This is a genomic window from Streptomyces sp. NPDC052040 (assembly GCF_044548405.1).
In the GTDB taxonomy this organism is placed as follows: domain Bacteria; phylum Actinomycetota; class Actinomycetes; order Streptomycetales; family Streptomycetaceae; genus Streptomyces.
This window is the reverse complement of the sequence record NZ_JBIUBV010000001.1, coordinates 15,112-36,338: the sequence shown is the minus strand read 5'-3', so window position 1 is coordinate 36,338 and position 21,227 is coordinate 15,112. Positions and strand designations below refer to the sequence as shown.

Here is a 21,227-nt window from a genome sequence, read left to right as displayed (position 1 = left end):
CTAGCTCTTGGCCGCCGGGGTCTTGGCCTTTGCCGACTTGGCCGTGGCGGCGGGCACGGTCTTGGCGGGGTCCTCGGCCGCGGGTGTGCCGCTCGCCGCGTCCGCGCCCGGCTCGGTGGCGGGCTCCTCGGGACGCACGCCGACGCCCAGCTTCTCCTTGATCTTCTTCTCGATCTCGTTGGCCAGGTCGGGGTTGTCCTTGAGGAAGTTGCGCGCGTTCTCCTTGCCCTGGCCGAGTTGGTCGCCCTCGTAGGTGTACCAGGCGCCGGCCTTGCGGACGAAGCCGTGCTCGACACCCATGTCGATCAGTCCGCCCTCGCGGCTGATGCCCTGCCCGTAGAGGATGTCGAACTCGGCCTGCTTGAAGGGCGGGGCGACCTTGTTCTTGACGACCTTGCAGCGGGTGCGGTTGCCGACCGCTTCGGTGCCGTCCTTCAGGGTCTCGATGCGGCGGATGTCGATGCGCACCGAGGCGTAGAACTTCAGCGCCCGGCCACCGGTCGTGGTCTCCGGGGAGCCGAACATCACGCCGATCTTCTCGCGGAGCTGGTTGATGAAGATCGCGGTGGTCTTGGACTGGTTCAGCGCGCTGGTGATCTTCCGCAGGGCCTGGCTCATCAGCCGGGCCTGGAGACCGACGTGGCTGTCGCCCATCTCGCCCTCGATCTCGGCGCGCGGGACGAGCGCGGCGACGGAGTCGATGACGATGAGGTCGAGGGCGCCGGAACGGACCAGCATGTCCACGATCTCCAGGGCCTGTTCGCCGTTGTCGGGCTGGGAGAGGATCAGGTTGTCGATGTCGACGCCGAGCTTGCGCGCGTATTCGGGGTCGAGGGCGTGTTCGGCGTCCACGAAGGCGACCTGGCCGCCCGCCTTCTGGGCGTTGGCGACGGCGTGCAGGGTCAGGGTCGTCTTGCCGGAGGACTCCGGTCCGTAGATCTCCACGACTCGGCCGCGGGGGAGGCCGCCGACGCCGAGGGCGACGTCGAGCGCGGTCGACCCGGTCGGGATGACCTCGATGGGCTCCCTGGACCGCTCGCCCATGCGCATGACAGCGCCCTTGCCGAATTGCCGTTCAATCTGCGCGAGCGCGGCGTCGAGCGCCTTCTCGCGGTCGCTAGCTGCCATGGGTTCCACCCGGTTTGCTTGAGTCGATCGCTTCACGTCAAAGACGCTAGCGCCTGCCACTGACAATGCGCCTCGACGCTCGTCCGGCCTGTGGATAACTCGGGCACTTCCCCTCGTAAACCTACGGAAAGTGCCCATGGAGAGCCGGGCCGGAGACTCCATAAGAATGGATGTTCGATTTTCCTGTCAAGCACACCACCCGGCACCACCGGGCCGGGCCTCCAACGGCACACGTACCCGCGCGGTCAGGCCGAGAGCGCCGACTCCCGCCAGCCCGACTCCTGCCATTCCGGGTCCTGCGCACACGCGGCCGCCAACTCGTCCAGGGATACGTGCAGCGCGGCGGCCAAGGCCGCGACGGTGAAGAAGGCGGGGGTCGGGGCCCGGCCGGTCTCGATCTTGCGCAGCGTCTCCGCGGAGACCCCCGCCGCGGCCGCCACCTCCGCCATGCTGCGACTGCCGCGCGCCCGGCGCAGCAGCGCGCCGAACCGCTCGCCGCGTTCCCGTTCCCACGGCGTCAGAGGAGTTCTCACCATGACCGTGATACTAATACCGGTATAAGTATTGGGTCGACGCGCCGCGGGGAGTCGCACATGGTGGAGATCAAGACCGATGCCGCATTGGACGCGATGCGGGAAGCCGGACGCGTGGTGGCCCACGCCCTGGCCGCGGCACGCGAAGCGGCCGGTGTGGGGGTGACCCTGCGGGAACTCGACGAGGCGGCCCGGGCGGTTCTGACCGAGGCAGGGGCCGAATCCCCGTTCCTCGGATACCGGCCGTCCTTCGCCCCGGTGCCGTTCCCGGCCGTGATCTGCACCTCCGTCAACGACGCGGTGTCACACGGCATCCCCACCGGCTACCGGCTGCGCGACGGGGATCTGGTGAGCGTCGACTGCGGCGCCCGGCTCGACGGCTGGACGGGCGACGCGGCCACCACCTTCACCGTCGGCACGCCACGCCCCGGCGACCTCGATCTGATCGACGCCACCCAGCAGGCCCTGGACGCCGGAATCGCCGCCGCCCGGACGGGAGGCCGCATCGGCGACATTTCCCACGCCATCGACACCGTCGCCCGCAAGGCGGGCTGCGGCATGCCCGCCGACTTCGGCGGACACGGCATCGGCCGCCAGATGCACGAAGACCCGCATGTCCCCAACCGGGGCCGTCCCGGGCGCGGCTTCCCTCTCCGTCACGGCCTGGTCCTGGCCATCGAGCCCATGCTCATGGCCGGCGGCCAGAACACCTATCGCACCGATGCCGACGGCTGGACCCTGCGCACCACCGACGGCAGCCGGGCCGCCCATATCGAGCACACGGTCGCCATCACCGACCAGGGCCCCCGCGTCCTGACCCTGCCCTGACGACGCGACGACCCCTCAGCCCGCGTCGGGCGCGTTGACGATGGTGCCGTGCTCGTCGACGGTGTGGGTGCGCCAGTAGACGTCCCACTTGTCGTCGACATGCTGCGGCACCTTGCCCTCCGGGTAGCGCACATATCCCGCGGGGGGCTTCTCACCGTTCGTGACGCACGCCGAACCGGTGCCGTTGACCGTGAGTACGGGGTATTCGCTGCCTCGGCAGATGCCCTCCCGGTACTCCAGGGAGGAGCACCCGGGGAGCACCGCGAGGGCGGCCGCGCCGAGGAGCGCGGCGGTGGCACCCCGGACCCCGCGGGGACGGAAGGCGACGGCGGGTCGGCTGATCCTGCGGGAGTTGGACACGATTGCCTCCAGTCGTTGGTCCGTGCCTCCACTGTCGCCAGTGACAGCCGCCGCGCCCTGAGCACGCGTACTCAAAGAACGCACGCGCGCATGCTCAACACACCCCGCCCGCAAGGCCGTAGCCCGATATGCGATCCCACGACGCCGCCATGCGGTCACCCCCCTCACTCCACCGAACCCTAAACGGATAGGCCATCCACATCTGCTACGGTGAAACCAACCGGATAATCTATCCACATACGAAACGGGTCGTGCGATGAAGCAGACAGCACCGGCGGCGCAGACAGCCGTGGTCACAGCGGGAACGGCGGGAATCGGACTGGAGACCGCCCTGGGGCTGGCCGAGGCGGGCTTCGCGGTCACCGTGGTCGGGCGCGACACCGGACGCGGCGAACGGGCGGTGGAGCGGATCAACTCCCGGGCGCCACTGCGCTCCAGCCGGTTCCTGGCCGCCGATCTCTCCTCGCTCGACGCGGTCCGCGCCCTCGCCGAGCGGATCCTCACCGAGGGGCCGCCGAGCGTTCTGGTCAACAATGTCGGGGCGATGTTCCCCGACCGGCAGGACTCGGTCGACGGGATCGAGGCCTCCTTCGCGGTCAACCACCTCTCGCCGTATCTGCTGACCGAACTGCTGCTGCCCGCCCTGAGAGCCGGTGCGCCGAGCCGGATCGTGAACGTCACCTCGGGCGCGGTCGGCGTCGCCAAGCGCGTCTTCGACTCCGTCGAGCCGCCCGGCGGCTACTACGGCTTCCACTGGTACGGTCGCGCCAAGCTCGCCAACCTCGCGTACACCCTGGACCTGGCCGGGCGGCTCGACGGCACGGGCGTCTCGGTCTTCGCGGCGGACCCCGGGGGCGCCGCGACCGATATGACCAACGGCACGATGCGCGACCCGAAGATCGTCTCGCCGGGGCTTCGGCTGCTGTGGCCGCTGGTCCGACGGAAGTTCGAACGGTCGACCTCGGGCCCGGCGTCCGTGGCGGCCAGGCCGTCGGTCTTCGCCGCGACCGACGACTCGCTGACCGGCAGGACCGGCATTGTCATCGGGCCCCGGGCCCAGCCGGTCGCCCCCATCCGTTCGGCCGCGGATCCCCGTACGGCCGAGGCGGTCCGCCGCCTCAGCGAGCGCCACGCGCCCCTCACGCCCCGTTGACGAATCGGACCTGTCGGCACCGGCCGACGTGAACTGTCCCGACGGAGGCGGCCGCTACAGTTATACGGATGAACTATCCAGATAGGTTCCTCCCATGACGACCGCCCCCCTGCGCAAGGACGCCGCCCGCAACTGGGAGCGGATCGTCGCCGTGGCCCGCGCCCTCGTGGACGAGGGCACACCGCTCCAGCTCAACGATGTGGCCCGCCGCGCCGGGCTGGGTGTCGGCACGGTCTACCGCCACTTCCCCACCGCCGAAGCGCTCCTTGAGACCGTCGCCACCCCCTGCCTGGAGCGGCTCGCCGCCCATGGCGAACAGGCGCTGGCCGACGACGAGCCGGGGCGCGCCCTCGCCGGATTTCTGACCCGCACCATCGAGGCCCAGGTCACCGACGCCTCACTGTCCCCGGTCACGGCCGCGCCCACGGACGCCCTGCCGCGCACCACCGAACTGAAGCGGACTCTGCGCTCGGTCGGCGGAGAACTGCTGGTGCGGGCCCGTGCCGCCGGGGTCGTACGCCCCGATCTGACCTCCGAGGACCTGGTCCCGCTCATGTGCGGGGTCGCCTACGCCGCGAGCGTCCACAGCGCCCCGGCCGCCCGCGTCGAGACCGCCCACCGCTATCTGACCGCGCTACTGGAAGGAGTCCGCATCCGCGGGGACCAGGGCTGATCATGGATGCTTGGTTCGTGGGGGAGGTGAACCCCCTGGAAACCCCCTGACGGTCACGCGGGGGCGTGAAGGGTGTTAAAAGTGCAGGTCATAGCGGGTGTGGAGCGGGATTCATGCGGTTGACGGTCTTCTGGCAGCGGATGGCGGATCACTTCGGTGAGGCGTACGCCGAAACCTTCGCGCGCGACCATGTGATGTCGGAGCTGGGCGGTCGTACGGTGCACCAGGCGCTGGACTCCGGCTGGGAGGCCAAGGAGGTGTGGCGTGTGGTGTGCGCCACCATGAACATTCCGCGCGAGAAGCACTGAAAGCACCCGGAGAACCCCGGAGTACCCCCGGCATTCCCCGATTGTCGGTGGTGTCGTGGAGACTTGCCCCGTGGCCCCGACAGACGAGACCGCACAGGTCGCCCAGCAGGAACCGACGTTCGGCACGCCCCCGCCCGCCCGGCCCCCGGCCGACGACGGCGCCGTGCCGAGCGCCCGCATGCCGCGCTGGCTGCCGCGCGCCATGGTCCTGGCGCTCGCCCTCATCGCCGTGTTCCAGCTCGGCAGCTGGGCGTTCCACCAGCTCATCGGCCTGCTGATCAACGTCCTCATCGCGTTCTTCCTGGCGCTCGCCATCGAGCCCGCCGTGAGCTGGATGGCCTCGCGCGGGATGCGCCGGGGACTGGCGACCTTCCTGGTCTTCCTCGGCCTGGCCATTGCCGTGGCCGGGTTCATCACACTGCTCGGCTCCATGCTCGCGGGCCAGATCATCAAGATGGTCGAGGGTTTCCCGGACTACCTCGACTCCCTGATCAACTGGACCAACTCCACGTTCCACACCAAGCTCAGACGCGTGGACGTGCAGGACAGCCTGGTCCACTCCGACTGGCTGCGGAAGTACGTGCAGAACAGCGCCACCGGTGTGCTGGACGTCTCCGCGCAGGTGCTGGGCGGCCTCTTCAGACTGCTGACGGTCGGCCTGTTCTCCTTCTACTTCGCCGCCGACGGACCCCGGCTGCGCCGGGCGCTGTGCTCGGTGCTGCCCCCGGCCCGGCAGGCCGAGGTGCTGCGCGCCTGGGAGATCGCGGTCGACAAGACAGGCGGCTACCTCTACTCGCGCGGCCTGATGGCGCTGATCTCGGGCATAGCGCACTACATCCTGCTGGAGGCGCTCGGCATTCCGTACGCGCCCGTGCTCGCCGTCTGGGTCGGCCTGGTCTCGCAGTTCATACCCACCATCGGCACCTATCTCGCGGGCGCCCTGCCGATGCTGATCGCCTTCACCGTGAACCCCTGGTACGCGGTGTGGGTGCTCGTCTTCGTCGTGATCTACCAGCAGTTCGAGAACTACATGCTCCAGCCCAAGCTGACCGCGCGGTCCGTGGACATCCACCCCGCGGTCGCCTTCGGCTCGGTCATCGCGGGCACCGCCCTGCTCGGCGCGGTCGGCGCGCTGATCGCCATCCCCGCGGTCGCGACACTTCAGGCGTTCCTCGGGGCGTATGTGAAGCGGTACGCCGTCACGGACGACCCCCGGGTCCACGGGCACCGCACGCGGGACACCGCGAGCCTCGCCGTGCGCCTGCGGCGGCTCCTCGCCCGCTGAGCACCACGGCATCGACGACGAGAAGCGGGCCCGGGCTCACCAGGTGAGTGCCGCCCAGACGGCCGCGCCGAGCACGACGGCGGTGTAGCCGGCCACCGCCGCCCGCAGGACGCGCCGCCGCAGGGCGGCGCTCCAGGCCGTCCGGGACAGCAGCCAGGCCAGCGCGGGCAGTACCAGCACCGCGTTCAGACCGACGCCGTGCAGGGGCTTGAGGGGTGCCGTCGACGCGTACGCCGCCTGTTGGTGCCCGGTACGCGACAGCGCGACCCCGCGCGCGATCATGACCGCTCCCGACAGCAGCCCCACGATGAGGAACGCGAAGCCGGAGCGGAGCGCCAGCGGCATGCCCGCGGGGCCCCCGGGCCGGTGCCGGAAGGCGGCCGCCGCGAACACCTGGAGCACCACGACCAGGACGCCGCCGCCCACCGCGAGCGTCATCGCCACCCCGGTGTCGAAGGGGGTGCCGGTGTTGAGGTGCGAGGGCACATGACGCCATGCCTGGAGCGTGATCCCGGCGACCTCCACGACACTGTCCACGGCGAGGACGGTGAGCAGCGCGGTGCGCCGCCTCGCCCCGATGCGCAGATACGAGGTCACCCAGGCGACCGCGATCAGCGTCAGCCCGAACGAGAGTCCGAAGGTGACGGGCTTGCGCCAGGAGACGGGGCCGTCCCAGGGGCCACCCGCCACGGCGAACACCAGCAGATGTGCGAGCCCCGACAGTATGAGGACGCCACCGGTCACGAGGCAGACGCGCTCGCCGGGACGGGCGACGCGCCACACGGCGTGCGCCCGGCCGAGGAGATCGGGGTCGGAACCGGGGCGAGGGCCGGGGGCCCCGGTCGGCCGAGCCTGGGTGGGGACGGGGACGGGAACGGTGACGGGATTGCCGTGCGGGTTCATGGGGACAGCGTCGGGGCAGCAGGGGCGCCGGGCGTCGTACGGCGGAAGTCTTCTCTCCTACTCCGTGGGGAGGTGATGCGGGCCCTGGCCGGCAAGTGCCGGGGCAAGCCGCGTCAACCGCATGACACCGGATCCAGCCCCTGAGAGTGGGCCCTGCCCGGGACCCCTTGCCAGGAGCGCTTTCCGCCCTACGGTCTGAGCCATGGCCGAATCCGGAGCACCCTCACTCCCTGCCGCGCCCCCGGCGCACACCCCGCTCTCCCGCGCCGGGCAGTTCGTCTGGCTCACCGCGCGGGTGCTGGAGCAGCACCGCTTCGCTTACCACTTCCTGGGCGGCGGCGCCGACCCGGTGGACAACGCGCTGACCGCCTATCGCACCGAGGACGGGGGGTACGGTCATGCCCTCGAACCCGATCTGCGGGGTCCGGTCAGCCAGCCCCTGCACACCGCGCACGCACTGCGCGTGCTGGATTCGATCGGGCGGTGCGGGGGGCAGCGGGCGGAGCGCGTCTGCCGCTATCTGACCGCGGTGTCGGCACCGGACGGCGCTCTTCCGGCGGTCCTTCCCAGCCAACGCGGCTACCCTGCGGCGCCGTTCGTGCCGGTCGTCGACGACCCGCCGAGCGATCTTCTGGCCACCGGTCCGGTGGTGGGTCTGCTGCACCGCAACGAGGTGTGGCATGCCTGGCTGTTCCGGGCCACCGACTTCTGCTGGCAGGCGGTGGAGTCCCTGCGGAACACGCATCCCTACGAGGTCCGGGCGGCGGTCGCATTCCTGGACGCGGCGCCCGACCGGCCGCGCGCGGAGGCCCTGGCCGACCGTCTGGGCCGTCTGGTGCGGGAAGAACGGCTGGTGTGTCTGGATCCCGGCCGCCCCGAGGAGTATCCGGTCGCGCCGGGGTACGCGCCGGGCGAGCACCACTTCCCGTACGACTTCGCACCGGTTCCGGACTCCCTCGCGCGCTCCTGGTTCACCGGGGAGGAGATGGCCCGCGCCCTGGACCATCTCGCGGACGAGCAGCAGGAGGACGGCGGCTGGCCGGTCCGGTGGCGGCAGTGGGCGCCGGGCACGGCCCTGGAGGCCCGCCCCATGGTGACCATCGAGGCGCTGCTCACCCTGCGCGCGTACGGCCGGGACATCGGTTGACGCCCCCGGGCGACCGGACCGGCCGGTCAGCCCGTCAGCGCGCGCAGTCCCGCCGTCACCACGACCGCGGCGCCGACCACGACCAGGAAGGGGGCGCGCAGCAGCAGGGCTACGGCGGCCGCGGCGAGCCCTGCCGCGCGGGCGTCCAGCACGGGGACGCGCCCGTCGGCGAAGGTCTGCTGGGCGGTGAGCGCGGCGAGCAGCGCCACGGGCAGCAGGGCCGCGAGCCGCCGGACGAGCGGCCGTTCCAGGAAACCGGCCGGTACCAGCAGGCCCAGGAGCTTGGCGGCGTAGCAGCCGACAGCGGTGACACCGATGGCGATCCAGACGTTCAACGCTCTCCCCCTCGGGTGTTCCCGGAGCCCGGGCCAGTCCGCACGTCCTGCACACCCTGGCCGGTCCTTGCGTCCGATCCGCCCCGGCCGGTCCGGCGGGTCCGGCGGGTCCGGCGGGTCCGGCGGGTCCGGCGGCCCTCCAGGAAGAGGACGGCCGGGGCCGCGAGCGCGGCCGCGAGGACCGGTACGCCCGCGGGCAGGACGGGCAGCAGCCCGAGCCCCAGCACCATGGCCGCTCCGGCCACGGCTCGCTCGGTGGCCGTGCGCAGCATGGGGGCGAGCAGCGCCAGGAAGACCGCGGGCCCGGCGGCGTCCAGCCCCCACGCCCTGGTGTCACCGAGGGCCTGCGCGCCCATGGCCCCCAGCAGCGTGGTCAGGTTCCACAGCACGTACAGGCACAGGCCGGTCACGGTGAAGCCGATACGGACGCTGCGCCGGGTCGGCTGGGCCAGTGCCACGGCGGTGGTCTCGTCGATGACCCACTGCGCGGCGAACGGCCGTACCGCCCGCGGCAGGGCCAGCAGTTGCGACAGCCGCAGCCCGTAGAAGGCGTTCCGGATGCCCAGGAAGAAGGCGCCCGCGGCCGCGGTGAACGGGTTGCCGCCCGCCGCGAGGGCGCCCACCAGCGCGAACTGCGAGGCGCCGGTGAACACCAGGAGGCTGAGCGCACAGGTCTGGAGCAGGGAGAGGCCGCTGCCGGCCGAGGTCACCCCGAAGGCGAAGCCGGAGAGGCCGACGGCGACCCCGACTCCGAGGGCGTCCCGGACGACGGCACCATCCGGTTTCTCCCTGTCCTCCCCGGCCGGGTCCCTGTCTTCCCTGGCCGGGTCGGCAAGAGCGCGCTGTTCTGTCACGCCCCGGAAGGTACGGTCGCTCAGCCGTCCGAGTCTTGTACGTTCTTGCGCACACCGGGACGCACGCCGGGCCGCGGGCCGTCCGCGCCCGCGGGGGAGCAGTTCGCACCCGCGGAGGAGCCGTCGCCCCGGCGCTCGCGCTGGTACGCGCCCGGGGGCACCCCCACGATCCGGGTGAAGTGGCGGTTGAGGTGGGGCTGGTCGGTGAAGCCGACCGCGACCGCCACCTGGGCGGGTGCGGTTCCGGCGTCGAGCAGGCGCCGGGCGCGGCGGACCCGGGCGTCGGTCAGCCAGGTGTGCGGCGGCATCCCGTAGGCGGTGCGGAAGGCGCGCAGCAGCGAGAACGGGCTGGTGCCGAGGTCGGCCGCGAGCCGTTCCAGGCTCGGCGGGCGCGCCATCCGTTCCTCCAGTACGGCCCGGGCGCGGGCGGCGGCGCGGGCGCCCGCGGTGTGCACGGACCGTTGCGGCATCGGCCCGCCGCACCGCCGCAGCAGCCGGGTCACGGCGACTCTCAGCAGGGTGTCGGCGGCGAGCGCGTTGCCCTCGTCCGCGGCCCGGAGCACCTGGTGGACCAGGCGGACGGCGTAGGGGTCGTCCAGCACCGGGGTGGTGAAGCTGGGGGTGCCGTCCAGGGCCGTGGTCTCGGCGGCGATCTCGGCCACCAGTTCGGGCGACGGGTAGACGGCTCCGTACTGCCAGCCCTCCGGCACTCCCGCCCGGCCCGTGTGCGGGGTGTCCGGATTGACGAGGGCCAGGGCTCCGGGGCCCGCGTACCGGTCGGCACCGCCGTGGTGGAAGATCTCGACACCGTCGACGACGGCCGCGATCACGAAGTGCTCATGGGTGTGGCGCACAAAGGTCTTGCGGATGTAGCGGGCCCGCAGCAGGTCGACATCCGGCAGTTCCTCGTACCGCCAGTGCCGCGCCCGCTCCCCGGAACCTGCCATGCCACCATTCTGCGCCACGGCCCCGGCCGCGACCTGAGCGCCCTCCCCGGGTGTTCGCGCAGGTCAGCTCGATTGTCAGTGGGCGGGTGCAGGATGGACGCATGTCCAATCCAGCACACCGAGCCCTCGACGGCTTCTCGCCCGCGACCCGCGGCTGGTTCACGGGGGCGTTCTCCGCGCCCACCGCGGCCCAGGCCGGGGCCTGGCGTGCCATCGCCGAGGGCTCGGACGTGCTCGTGGTCGCCCCGACCGGTTCCGGGAAGACCCTGGCCGCGTTCCTCGCCGCCCTCGACCAGCTGGCTTCCGCCCCGCCGCCCGCCGACCCCAAGAAACGCTGCCGGGTGCTGTACGTGTCCCCGCTGAAGGCCCTCGCGGTGGACGTCGAGCGGAATCTGCGCAGTCCGCTGACGGGCATCCGCCAGGAGTCGGTCCGGCTCGGCCTGCCCGAGCCGGAGGTCAGGGTCGGCATCCGCTCGGGCGACACCCCGGCCGCCGAGCGCCGCGCCCTGGCCACGCGCCCGCCGGACATCCTGATCACCACACCGGAGTCGCTGTTCCTGATGCTGACGTCCGCCACGCGCGACGCGCTGACTGGCGTGGAGACGGTGATCCTGGACGAGGTGCACGCGGTGGCGGGCACCAAGCGGGGCGCGCATCTCGCACTGACCCTGGAGCGGCTCGACGAGCTGCTCCCGAAGCCCGCGCGCCGCATCGGCCTGTCGGCCACGGTCCGCCCGGTGGACGAGGTCGCGCGTTTCCTGTCCCCGCGCCGCAGGGTGGAGATCGTCCAGCCGGAGTCCGGCAAGGAGTTCGACCTGTCGGTCGTGGTCCCCGTCGAGGACCTCGGCGAGCTGGGCGGCTCCCCGGTCGCCGAGGGCTCCGAGGCCGGGGAGCGCCCCTCGATCTGGCCGCATGTCGAGGAGCGGATCGCCGATCTGGTCCAGGCGCACCGCTCCACCATCGTGTTCGCCAACTCGCGTCGCCTCGCCGAGCGCCTGTGCAACAGGCTCAACGAGATCGCCCACGAGCGGGCCACCGGCGAGCCGCTGGACGAACACCACTCCCCCGCCGAGCTGATGGGCGGCTCGGGCGCCGCACAGGGGGCGCCCCCGGTCCTCGCGCGCGCCCATCACGGCTCGGTCTCCAAGGAGCAGCGCGCCCTGGTCGAGGAGGACCTGAAGGCGGGACGGCTGCCCGCGGTGGTCGCCACCTCCAGTCTTGAGCTGGGCATCGACATGGGCGCCGTGGACCTGGTGGTCCAGGTCGAGTCGCCGCCGTCCGTGGCCTCCGGGCTCCAGCGCGTGGGCCGTGCGGGACACCAGGTCGGGGCGGTCTCCACCGGTGTGGTCTTCCCCAAGTACCGGGGCGACCTGGTCCAGGCGGCGGTGGTCACCGAGCGGATGCGTTCCGGCTCCATCGAGTCGCTGAGGGTCCCGGCCAACCCGCTGGACGTGCTCGCCCAGCAGCTGGTCGCCATGACGGCGCTGGACACCTGGCAGTTCGACGACCTCCTCGCTACGGTCCGCCGGGCCGCCCCCTTCGCCTCGCTGCCCGAGTCGGCGTTCACCGCGGTGCTGGACATGCTGGCGGGCCGCTATCCCTCCGACGCCTTCGCGGAGTTGCGGCCACGTGTGGTGTGGGACCGGGTGGCGGGCACCGTCACGGGCCGTCCGGGCGCCCAGCGGCTCGCCGTCACCTCCGGGGGCACGATCCCGGACCGCGGGCTCTTCGGGGTCTTTCTGGCCGGGGCCGACCCGAAGAAGGGCGGCGGCCGGGTCGGCGAGCTGGACGAGGAGATGGTGTACGAGTCCCGGGTCGGGGACGTCTTCACCCTGGGCACCAGCTCCTGGCGGATCGAGGACATCACCCGCGACCGGGTGCTGGTCTCCCCCGCACCCGGTGTGCCCGGAAGGCTGCCGTTCTGGAAGGGCGACCAGCTGGGCCGCCCGCTCGAACTGGGCCGCGCGGTGGGCGCGTTCCTGCGCGAGGTGGGCTCGCTGCGCGAGGAGGACGCCCGGCTGAGACTGCTGGCGGCGGGCCTCGACGCCTGGGCCGCGGACAATGTGCTGTCGTATCTCGCGGAGCAGCGGGAGGCCTGCGGCCACATCCCGGACGACCGCACCATCGTCGTGGAGCGCTTCCGTGACGAGCTGGGCGACTGGCGGGTCGTGGTGCACTCCCCGTTCGGCGCCCAGGTCCACGCCCCATGGGCGCTGGCGCTGGGCGCCCGGCTGGCCGAGCGGTACGGCATGGACGCCCAGGTGATGCACGCCGACGACGGCATCGTGCTGCGCCTGCCCGACGCCGATCTGATGGGCCTTGACCTGCTGGACCAGGATCCGGTGAAGCCGGGCGCGGAGTACGACGCGGAGCAGGCGCCGGTCGGCGCCGCGGATGTCGCCTTCGACAAGGGCGAGGTCGACCGGATCGTCACCGACCAGGTCGGCGGCTCGGCGCTGTTCGCGTCCCGGTTCCGGGAGTGCGCGGCCCGCGCCCTGCTGCTGCCGCGGCGCAGCCCCGGCCGCCGCACCCCGCTGTGGCAGCAGCGCCAGCGGGCCGCCCAACTGCTCCAGGTGGCCAGCGAGTTCGGCTCGTTCCCCATCGTCCTCGAAGCGGTCCGCGAATGCCTCCAGGACGTCTTCGACGTGCCGGGGCTCACCGAGCTGATGGGGGACATCGCGTCGCGGCGGGTGCGGCTCGTCGAGGTCACCACCCCGGAGCCCTCCCCCTTCGCCCGTTCCCTGCTCTTCGGTTACGTGGCCCAGTTCCTCTACGAGGGGGACTCACCGCTCGCCGAGCGGCGGGCCGCGGCGCTGTCGCTGGACTCCCGGCTGCTGGCCGAGCTGCTGGGCCAGGCGGAGCTGCGGGAGCTGCTCGACGCCGAGGTGCTGGCCGAGCTGGAGCAGGAGCTCCAGTGGCTCACCGAGGACCGGCGGATCAAGGACACCGAGGGCGTCGCGGACGTACTGCGGCTGCTGGGCCCGCTCACCGACGACGAGCTGGCCCGGCGGGGAGCCGAGCCGCACTGGGCACCCGAACTGGCCGCGGCACGGCGCGCGATCCGGGTCCGTGTCGCGGGCACCGACCACTGGGCGGCGATCGAGGACGCCGGACGGCTGCGGGACGCCCTGGGCACAGCGCTGCCGGTGGGCGTCCCGGAGGCCTTCACCGAGCCGGTCCGGGATCCCCTCGGCGACCTGCTCGCCCGGTATGCGCGCACCCACGGCCCCTTCACCTCGGCCACCGCGGCAGCCCGGTTCGGTCTCGGAGCCGCCGTCACCGACGGTGCGCTCCAGCGCCTCGCGGCATCGGGCCGGATCGTCCAGGGGGAGTTCCATCCGGCGGGGATCGGCCAGGAGTGGTGCGATGCGACCGTGCTGCGCAGACTGCGGCGGCGCTCCCTCGCCGCGCTGCGGCACGAGCTGGAGCCGGTGCCCCCGGCCGCGCTGGCGCAGTTCCTGCCGCAGTGGCAGCACATCGGCAGCGGTCACGGCCTGCGGGGCGTGGACGGTCTGGTGCGCGCGGTCGAACAGCTCCAGGGTGCGTCCGTTCCCGCGTCCGCCCTGGAGAAGCTCGTCCTGCCGTCCCGTGTCGCCTCCTACACGCCCGCGATGCTGGACGAGCTGACCGCCTCGGGCGAGGTGGTGTGGGCGGGCGCGGGCGCACTGCCCGGCAAGGACGGCTGGATCTCCCTCTACCTCGCGGACGCGGCCCCCCTGCTGCTGCCCGACCCGCACCCCCTGGAGCCGACCCCGCTCCACCAGTCCGTCCTGGACGCCCTCTCGGGAGGCTACGGCCTGTTCTTCCGGCAGATCGGGGACCAGGTGCGCGCCACGACCCACCCGGAGGTCACCGACCCCCAACTGGCCGACGCCCTCTGGGACCTGGCCTGGTCGGGCCGGCTCACCAACGACACACTGGCGCCGCTGCGGTCGCTGCTCGGCTCCGGCCGCACCGCGGGCTCCACCGCCCACCGCGCCAGACGGGCCGTCCCGCGCGGACGCTACGGCTCCCTCACGGCCGCCGCCCGCCCCCAGTCCCGTACGGGACCGCCGACCGTCGCGGGCCGCTGGTCGCTGCTCCCCACCCGCGAGCCGGACCCCACCGTGCGCGCCCATGCCCTCGCCCGGACGCTGCTGGACCGGCACGGTGTGGTGACCCGGGGAGCGGTGGCGGCCGAGGGCGTGGAGGGCGGCTTCTCCGCGGTCTACCGCGTGCTGTCCGCCTTCGAGGAGAGCGGGCAGGCCCGGCGCGGCTATGTGGTCGAGGGGCTGGGCGCGGCACAGTTCGCGATGGACGGCGCCGTGGACCGGCTGCGGGCAGTCGCAAACGCCCGCGACCGCGGCACCCCCCTGCCGAGCCCCGGCCCCGGCCCCGTATACCCCGACGGCTCCCCGGACGGGCCCGCACAGCCCTCTGCCACAGGCCCGGCGCACCCCGTAACGGCTCCCGGAGCCGACCCCTTCGACGACCCGGCCACCCCCGGCCCCCACGGCCCGGCCGCCCAGGGCTTCGACGACCCCTTCGGCCCGGGCCCATCACTCCCCGACCCGCTCTCCTCCCCCGGCTTCGGAGGCCCGCGCTCAGGGTCCGGCTCCCCCGGAGAGCCCGGGTCCCCCTCGCCCTACGGGTCCCCTGGATCCTCTTCCCCCTACGGCCCCTCTTCCCCGTACGGACCCCCTTCCCCCTACGACAGCCCGGCCCCGTACGAGTCCTCACCGCAGGGCCGCCGCGGGCCCCGGCTCCTGCCCCACCGCACGGCCTCCCCCGCCGCCACCCGGGCGGTGGTCCTCGCGGCGGCCGATCCGGCCAATGCCTACGGTGCCGCGCTGCCCTGGCCCGAGCCGCCGACGGGCGCGGGGCACAAGCCGGGCCGCAAGGCGGGCTCGCTGGTGGTCCTGGTCGACGGAGAGCTGGCGCTCTATCTGGAGCGGGGCGGCAAGACCCTGCTGGCCTGGCCCGGCGACCCGGAGGCCGGGCCGACGGAGGACGCCCGCCTGCGGTCGGCCGCCGAGGCACTCGGGACGGCGGCGCGTGCGGGCTCCCTGGGCACCACGGTCACGGTGGAGCGGGTCAACGGCGCCTCCGCCCTGTCCTCCCCCTTCGGCGTCCTCCTGGAAGGAGCGGGTTTCCTCGCGACCCCGCGGGGACTCCGCATCCGCGCGTGAGCCGTCCGCTCCCCCGGCGGCGGCCCACCGCTCCGGGCCCCCGGCGTGACACCCTTGACCCATGCCCGAAGGCGACACCGTGTACCGGGCCGCGAAGCGTCTGCACGGCGCGCTCGCGGGAAAGGTGCTGACCCGCTCCGACCTCCGGGTGCCCCGGTACGCCACGGCCGACCTCACCGGACGCACCGTCCTCGACGTCACCGCCCGCGGCAAGCATCTGCTGACCCGGGTCGAGGGCGGGCTCACCCTGCACTCCCATCTCAGGATGGACGGCGCCTGGAAGGTGTTCGCGGCGGGCCAGCGCTGGAACGGCGGTCCCGCCCACCAGATCCGGGTGATCCTCGGCGTCGCCGACCGCACGGCCGTCGGCTACCGCCTGCCCGTCCTGGAACTGCTCCGCACCGCCGACGAGCACCGGGCCGTGGGCCACCTCGGCCCCGACCTCCTGGGCCCGGACTGGGATCCCGGCCTGGCGCGGGAGAACCTGCTCGGCGATCCCGCCCGCCCGCTCGGCGAAGCGCTCCTGGACCAGCGCAATCTGGCCGGCATCGGCAATGTCTACAAGAGCGAGCTGTGCTTTCTGCTGCGGGTGACCCCCTGGCTACCCATCGGGGAACTTCCTGCCGAGCACCTCGGGCAGCTTCCCGTCCTCGCCCGGCGGCTCCTGGAAGCCAACCGCGACCGCGCGACCCGCAACACCACGGGACGGCGCGAGCAGAACCTCTTCGTCTACGGCCGCGCACCCCGGCCCTGCCTGCACTGCGGCACGCCGGTCCGGGCGGCCGACCAGGGGGACGGTTCCCGCGAGCGCCCCACCTACTGGTGCCCGGGCTGCCAGTGGGGCCCGGCCCCGAGCCCGGAAACCCTCGGCAGCGGCCTTCCCCGCAGGGCCAGTTGACGGCCCGTCGCCTTACGCACAGGGGTCGGACCGCAGCACGAGACGGCCCGCTGGCCCGGCGGCCGGGCCGGCCGCACACCGTATCCAGGAGCCCCCTGAACGCCCCCGGAGAACGGCTCCGGCCGACCCGCCCTCTACCCGGGTTGCGCGCCCCTCCCGCGCCCCCTTGCGGTCCACCACCGGCGCCAGGACCCCGACCGCTGGTCCGACCCGTCCGCCCCCACGGCACGGGTCTTCGGCACACAGTGCACCGGCAGCAGGCTCAGTCCCCACCCTCCGGTCACGACCGCACCTTCCAGCACCCCCGCATCGGGCGCCAGCACGAGTCGGAGCACCCCCCACCACCACAGCGCACCCAGCGCCAGCGTCGCCCCCCAGCGCGCCGCGCGCCCCGCCATGGCCGTCACCTCCAACCCGAGGAACCAGACCCTAGACCGCCGCCCCAGCAGCGGGGAGGGCGCATCAGCGGCACACGGGCGCACCGCACCCCGCGCATGCCCCCGGCACCTGTCGCGCCCGGCGCACACCGCGCACACCACCCCCCGCACCCCGGGGTGCGGGGGGTGCCCGGCGCCCGCCTGACCGGTTCGGTCCGGCCGTCGGTCTCGGTCCGGCCGTCGGTCTCACCCGTTCTCCGCCTGGAACATCCAGTGGTGCTTCTCGAGGTCGGCGGTGATCGTGATGAAGATGTCCTGGCTCACCGGGTCCGGCTGCTCGGTCGTCCGCACCCGCTCCCGCATCCGGGTGATCACGGCACCGAGCGCGGCGACCAGGGTTCCGACGGCGTCGGTGTCCTTGATCCAGCCCTGCGGCACCGCCCCGATGCCGCTGCCTCCGGCGACGGTGGCCGCGCGTCCGTCCGGCGGGACACCGAGGGCCGAGGCCCGTTCCGCGACCGTGTCGGAGTGCGTGCGCGCACTGGTGACGACCTCGTCGAGCTGGAGATGGATGGAGCGGAAGCGTGGCCCGATCACGTTCCAGTGGACCTGTTTCGCCACCAGGGCGAGGTCCACCAGGTCGACCAGGGCCCCCTGGAGGGCTTCGGAGACGGTTTTGAGGTCCGCGTCGGACAGCGGGCTCTTCACGACGTACATCGGTCATCCTCCGCAAGCGTTCGGCCGGTCCCGAGCCCCCGCGCTTCCACGATGACCGCACCCCACGGACCCGGCAAACGGGACCCAGCGCCCTGGGCCCCGCATCCGGCGGCCGCCCACCGCTCCCGGCAGTGCCCCCAGGGGGCATGCGAAAGGCCCCAGACAGGCATGCGGAAGGCCCCGGCCGTGCCGCTCCGGTCTCCCGGAGGGCCCCGGCCGGGGCCTGTGTGTGCACATCGGCGCCTGTCCGACCCCGCGAAGGGTGTCAGGCGGCGACCACGTCCACTGCTTCGCTGGGCGCCTTGATCGTGACCCGTTCCGGCGGAACGCCGGTGACGGACACGGAATTGAGCATCGGGCGACGCACCGGCGCGGGCACCGGCTCGGTGGCCGCGGCCGACTGTGCCAGCTCGGCGAGTGCGAGCTCATCGCTCACTTCCCGCATGAGCTCGGACATCCGTACGTCCAGCGCGTCGCAGATCGCGGAGAGCAGCTCGGAGGACGCCTCCTTCTGCCCCCGCTCCACCTCGGAGAGATAGCCGAGCGAGACTCGGGCGGACGAGGAGACTTCGCGCAGAGTACGGCCCTGGCGCTGGCGCTGCCGACGCAGCACGTCACCCAGCAGGCGACGGAGCAGAATCATCGGTGGCTCCCTCCTCGGACCGCGTAGCCGCATCCTTCACGCCCCACCGTACCGCCTTGCGCCGCGGCCGTGCGGGGAGCGCTGTTGTGTTCACTCAGGGCTGCAAACATCAAGTCCCCCCGTTCTGTTCCGTATCCTGTGCCCGCTCATTCCCGGTCTGTTCGCCCGCGAGCTGCCCGCGAAGCAGTGCGAGTACGCTGCGTACACTCTCCATACGGATTTCCGCACGGCCGCCGTTCAACCGCAGCGCGGCCACTTTCCCGCCACCGAGTTCGTCGCAAGCGCTTTCGAGGGGCCCGTGCACGGCCACGAAGACCGTGCCGACGGGCTGCCCGTCCTGTGGGTCGGGCCCGGCCACTCCGGTCGTCGCCAGCCCCCAGTCCGCGCCGAGCGCCCCCCGCACCCCCGCCGCCATCTGCGCCGCGACCTGCGGATCCACCGCCCCGCGCTCGGCCAGCAGGGTGCCGTCCACGCCCAGGAGGTCCCGCTTGAGATCGGTGGCGTACGCGGTCACCGAACCACGGAAGGCCCGGGAGGCCCCGGGCACCGCGGTGATCTCCGCGGCCACCAGACCGCCGGTGAGCGACTCGGCGACGGCGAGCGTCTCACCCCTCACGTTCAGTAGTCGCAGCACCTCGGCGGCCAGTGGGGTCAACGCTCCGCCTCCACGGCGGCCGCACGGCGCTCGGCGATACCGCGGCGGCGCAGCAGCACGGCCTGCCGCACATAGTCCAGGCCCGTGACGACGGTCAGCACGAGGGCCGCGGCCATCACCCAGAACCGCAGGGTGGCCAGCCAGCCGGTGAGCGCCAGGACATACATCCCGACGGCGACGCCCTGGGTGAGGGTCTTCAGCTTGCCGCCCCGGCTGGCCGGTATCACGCCGTACCGGATGACCAGGAAGCGCAGCAGGGTGACGCCCAGCTCGCGGCCGAGGATGACACCCGTCACCCACCAGGGCAGGTCGCCCAGCCAGGACAGGCAGATCAGCGCCGCTCCCATGATCGCCTTGTCGGCGATGGGGTCGGCGATCTTCCCGAAGTCGGTGACCAGGTTGTAGGTCCGCGCGAGGTGGCCGTCGAACAGGTCGGTGATCATGGCGACGGCGAAGGCCGCCCAGGCCAGGGAGCGCCAGGCCGGGTCGTAGCCGCCGCCCGCCAGCATCAGGGCCACGAAGCCCGGCACGAGGACCAGGCGCAGCATCGTCAGCTGATTGGCGACGTTCCACAGGCTGGCCTGGTTGACCGCGGCGGCGGTCAGCTTGCCGCCCCGGGGCGGACGGCCGTCGTCCGGGGAGTCCGGGTTGTCCGGGGAGTCCGGTGCATCGTCGGGGATCCGGGCGGCGGGAGTGCCGGTGGCTCCTGTCCTGTCGGGCCGGGGGCCGGACATGGCGGCGGTGCCGGGGGCGCCCGGCGCGGAGGCCGCCGCCCGCGCGCGGGAGGAGCCGCCCGCCGCGGCTGCGGGGATTCCCGTCATCTGCCCGCCTCCTCAGGACAGCCGAGCGAGCCCGTGAGCGGCTCGGCCACCAGGTCGACGCCCTCGGTGCCGACCACCTTCGCCTCGACCATACGGCCCACGCTCAGGCCTTCGCCCCCCGTGAACAGGACCTGTCCGTCGGTCTCGGGAGCCTGGTGCGCGGCGCGGCCCACGGCGCCCTCCTCGTCGTCCACCGACTCCACGAGGACGTGCAGGGTCTCGCCGACGCGCTCCTCCGCGCGCTGGGACACCAGCTCCTCGGCGAGCCGGGACACCCGGGCCAGCCGTTCGGCGACGAGGTCCTCGTCGAGCTTGTTGCCGTAGGTCGCGGCCTCCGTGCCCTCCTCGTCGGAGTAGCCGAAGACACCGATGGCGTCCAGCCGGGCGCCGTTCAGGAAGCGCTCCAGTTCGGCGAGGTCGGACTCGCTCTCGCCGGGGAAGCCCACGATGAAGTTGGACCGGACACCGGCGGTCGGGGCCTTGCTTCTGAGGGTGTCCAGCAGTTCCAGGAAGCGGTCGGTGTCGCCGAAGCGGCGCATCGAGCGCAGCACGGACGGCGCGGAGTGCTGGAAGGACAGATCGAAGTAGGGCGCGATCTTGGGGGTCGAGGTGAGGACGTCGATCAGGCCGGGGCGCATCTCGGCCGGCTGGAGGTAGCTGACCCGGATCCGCTCGATGCCGTCGACCTCGGCCAGCTCCGGCAGCAGGGACTCCAGAAGGCGGATGTCGCCGAGGTCCTTGCCGTAGGAGGTGTTGTTCTCGGAGACCAGCATGATCTCCTTCACGCCCTGCTCGGCCAGCCAGCGTGTCTCGTTCAGCACATCGCTGGGGCGGCGGGAGATGAAGGCGCCGCGGAAGGAGGGGATGGCGCAGAACGAGCAGCGGCGGTCGCAGCCGGAGGCCAGCTTCACGGAGGCGACCGGGGAGCCGTCCAGGCGTCGGCGCAGCGGGGCGCGCGGGCCGGAGGCCGGGGCGAGTCCGTCGGGGAGGTCGGCGGGGCCGTGGCCCGGGAGCGCGACCTCGGCGGCGGACTCCTGCCGCTGGGCCGGGGTGATCGGCAGCAGTTTGCGCCGGTCGCGCGGGGTGTGGGAGGCGTGGATGCCGCCGTTCAGAATGGTCTGGAGGCGGTCCGAGATGTTCGCGTAGTCGTCGAAGCCGAGGACGCCGTCGGCCTCGGGCAGCGCCTCGGCCAGGTCCTTGCCGTACCGCTCGGCCATGCAGCCCACCGCCACCACGGCCTGGGTTCTGCCATGACCCTTGAGGTCGTTGGCCTCCAGGAGGGCGTCCACGGAGTCCTTCTTCGCGGCCTCCACGAAGCCGCACGTGTTCACGACGGCGACATCCGCGTGCTCGGCGTCCTCCACGAGCTGCCAGCCGTCCGCCTCCAAGCGGCCTGCGAGCTCCTCCGAGTCCACCTCGTTGCGGGCGCAGCCAAGAGTGACGAGTGCGACGGTACGGCGTTCAGACATGGGCTCAAGACTACTTCGTCCCGCT

General features: G+C 72.9%; 20 protein-coding genes. 8 read left to right on the top strand and 12 right to left on the bottom strand.

Features of this window, described 5'->3' with window-relative positions; all coding sequences use genetic code 11:
• A complete protein-coding gene (recA, locus tag ACIHAA_RS00145; RefSeq protein WP_399810889.1) occupies positions 1 to 1,128 on the bottom strand; it encodes a recombinase RecA in 1,128 nt (375 codons plus the stop codon).
• A 245-nt stretch (positions 1,129 to 1,373) separates the two neighbouring features.
• Positions 1,374 to 1,664, bottom strand: a complete 291-nt coding sequence (locus ACIHAA_RS00140; protein ID WP_399810886.1) for a helix-turn-helix domain-containing protein — start codon at positions 1,662 to 1,664, stop codon at positions 1,374 to 1,376.
• Positions 1,665 to 1,721: 57 nt separating this feature from the next.
• On the opposite strand from ACIHAA_RS00140, the gene map reads away from it, so the two are divergent.
• Complete coding sequence (map, locus tag ACIHAA_RS00135) at positions 1,722 to 2,489, top strand: type I methionyl aminopeptidase (RefSeq protein ID WP_399810883.1); 768 nt, start codon at positions 1,722 to 1,724, stop codon at positions 2,487 to 2,489.
• 15 nt (positions 2,490 to 2,504) lie between these two features.
• Here the strand turns inward: map and ACIHAA_RS00130 are convergent, their stop codons facing one another.
• Positions 2,505 to 2,849 (bottom strand): SCO0607 family lipoprotein, encoded by a 345-nt coding sequence (locus tag ACIHAA_RS00130; RefSeq protein ID WP_399810879.1) that lies wholly within the window; start codon positions 2,847 to 2,849, stop codon positions 2,505 to 2,507.
• A gap of 256 nt (positions 2,850 to 3,105) precedes the next feature.
• Here ACIHAA_RS00130 and ACIHAA_RS00125 point away from each other — a divergent pair, with 256 nt between their 5' ends.
• From ACIHAA_RS00125 to ACIHAA_RS00110, 4 genes are all read left to right on the top strand, one after another.
• Positions 3,106 to 4,002, top strand: coding sequence for an SDR family NAD(P)-dependent oxidoreductase (locus tag ACIHAA_RS00125; RefSeq protein WP_399810876.1), 897 nt, complete (start codon positions 3,106 to 3,108; stop codon positions 4,000 to 4,002).
• Between the two features lie 94 nt (positions 4,003 to 4,096).
• On the top strand, positions 4,097 to 4,675 hold the full coding sequence (locus ACIHAA_RS00120) for a TetR/AcrR family transcriptional regulator (RefSeq protein WP_399810873.1): 579 nt from the start codon (positions 4,097 to 4,099) through the stop codon (positions 4,673 to 4,675).
• Positions 4,676 to 4,788: 113 nt separating this feature from the next.
• Positions 4,789 to 4,983 (top strand): DUF3046 domain-containing protein, encoded by a 195-nt coding sequence (locus ACIHAA_RS00115; RefSeq protein ID WP_399810870.1) that lies wholly within the window; start codon positions 4,789 to 4,791, stop codon positions 4,981 to 4,983.
• A gap of 70 nt (positions 4,984 to 5,053) precedes the next feature.
• A complete protein-coding gene (locus ACIHAA_RS00110) occupies positions 5,054 to 6,268 on the top strand; it encodes an AI-2E family transporter (RefSeq protein ID WP_399810867.1) in 1,215 nt (404 codons plus the stop codon).
• Between the two features lie 36 nt (positions 6,269 to 6,304).
• Here the strand turns inward: ACIHAA_RS00110 and ACIHAA_RS00105 are convergent, their stop codons facing one another.
• Positions 6,305 to 7,171 (bottom strand): hypothetical protein, encoded by an 867-nt coding sequence (locus ACIHAA_RS00105; RefSeq protein WP_399810864.1) that lies wholly within the window; start codon positions 7,169 to 7,171, stop codon positions 6,305 to 6,307.
• A 202-nt stretch (positions 7,172 to 7,373) separates the two neighbouring features.
• On the opposite strand from ACIHAA_RS00105, the gene ACIHAA_RS00100 reads away from it, so the two are divergent.
• Positions 7,374 to 8,318: a hypothetical protein gene (locus tag ACIHAA_RS00100; RefSeq protein ID WP_399810862.1), complete on the top strand. Its 945-nt coding sequence runs from the start codon at positions 7,374 to 7,376 to the stop codon at positions 8,316 to 8,318.
• Positions 8,319 to 8,344: 26 nt separating this feature from the next.
• Here ACIHAA_RS00100 and ACIHAA_RS00095 read toward each other — a convergent pair whose 3' ends face one another.
• Genes ACIHAA_RS00095 through ACIHAA_RS00085 form a run of 3 tightly spaced genes read right to left on the bottom strand, consistent with a single transcriptional unit; the run spans position 8,345 to position 10,454 of the window.
• Positions 8,345 to 8,653, bottom strand: coding sequence for an AzlD domain-containing protein (locus tag ACIHAA_RS00095; protein WP_399810859.1), 309 nt, complete (start codon positions 8,651 to 8,653; stop codon positions 8,345 to 8,347).
• Positions 8,650 to 9,507 (bottom strand): AzlC family ABC transporter permease, encoded by an 858-nt coding sequence (locus ACIHAA_RS00090; protein WP_399810856.1) that lies wholly within the window; start codon positions 9,505 to 9,507, stop codon positions 8,650 to 8,652. Before ACIHAA_RS00090 ends, ACIHAA_RS00095 begins: the two co-directional genes overlap by 4 nt.
• Before the next feature lie 20 nt (positions 9,508 to 9,527).
• Positions 9,528 to 10,454: an AraC family transcriptional regulator gene (locus ACIHAA_RS00085; protein ID WP_399810853.1), complete on the bottom strand. Its 927-nt coding sequence runs from the start codon at positions 10,452 to 10,454 to the stop codon at positions 9,528 to 9,530.
• Positions 10,455 to 10,555: 101 nt separating this feature from the next.
• Between ACIHAA_RS00085 and ACIHAA_RS00080 the strand changes: the two genes are divergently transcribed.
• Positions 10,556 to 15,622 (top strand): ATP-dependent helicase, encoded by a 5,067-nt coding sequence (locus ACIHAA_RS00080; RefSeq protein ID WP_399810851.1) that lies wholly within the window; start codon positions 10,556 to 10,558, stop codon positions 15,620 to 15,622.
• Between the two features lie 61 nt (positions 15,623 to 15,683).
• Positions 15,684 to 16,520, top strand: a complete 837-nt coding sequence (locus tag ACIHAA_RS00075; protein ID WP_399810848.1) for an Fpg/Nei family DNA glycosylase — start codon at positions 15,684 to 15,686, stop codon at positions 16,518 to 16,520.
• A 623-nt stretch (positions 16,521 to 17,143) separates the two neighbouring features.
• On the opposite strand, the gene ACIHAA_RS00070 is transcribed toward ACIHAA_RS00075, so the two are convergent.
• From ACIHAA_RS00070 to rimO, 5 genes are all read right to left on the bottom strand, one after another.
• A complete protein-coding gene (locus ACIHAA_RS00070; RefSeq protein WP_399810845.1) occupies positions 17,144 to 17,614 on the bottom strand; it encodes a Dps family protein in 471 nt (156 codons plus the stop codon).
• A gap of 265 nt (positions 17,615 to 17,879) precedes the next feature.
• The gene (locus ACIHAA_RS00065) at positions 17,880 to 18,257 is read right to left on the bottom strand and encodes a helix-turn-helix transcriptional regulator (RefSeq protein ID WP_311691687.1); all 378 of its coding nucleotides are present in this window, start codon (positions 18,255 to 18,257) and stop codon (positions 17,880 to 17,882) included.
• A gap of 109 nt (positions 18,258 to 18,366) precedes the next feature.
• Complete coding sequence (locus ACIHAA_RS00060) at positions 18,367 to 18,912, bottom strand: CinA family protein (protein ID WP_399810842.1); 546 nt, start codon at positions 18,910 to 18,912, stop codon at positions 18,367 to 18,369.
• On the bottom strand, positions 18,909 to 19,733 hold the full coding sequence (gene pgsA, locus ACIHAA_RS00055; RefSeq protein WP_399810838.1) for a CDP-diacylglycerol--glycerol-3-phosphate 3-phosphatidyltransferase: 825 nt from the start codon (positions 19,731 to 19,733) through the stop codon (positions 18,909 to 18,911). The genes ACIHAA_RS00060 and pgsA overlap by 4 nt, the downstream gene beginning before the upstream one ends.
• The gene (gene rimO / locus ACIHAA_RS00050) at positions 19,730 to 21,202 is read right to left on the bottom strand and encodes a 30S ribosomal protein S12 methylthiotransferase RimO (protein WP_399810836.1); all 1,473 of its coding nucleotides are present in this window, start codon (positions 21,200 to 21,202) and stop codon (positions 19,730 to 19,732) included. The genes pgsA and rimO overlap by 4 nt, the downstream gene beginning before the upstream one ends.
• Positions 21,203 to 21,227: the final 25 nt, after the last annotated feature.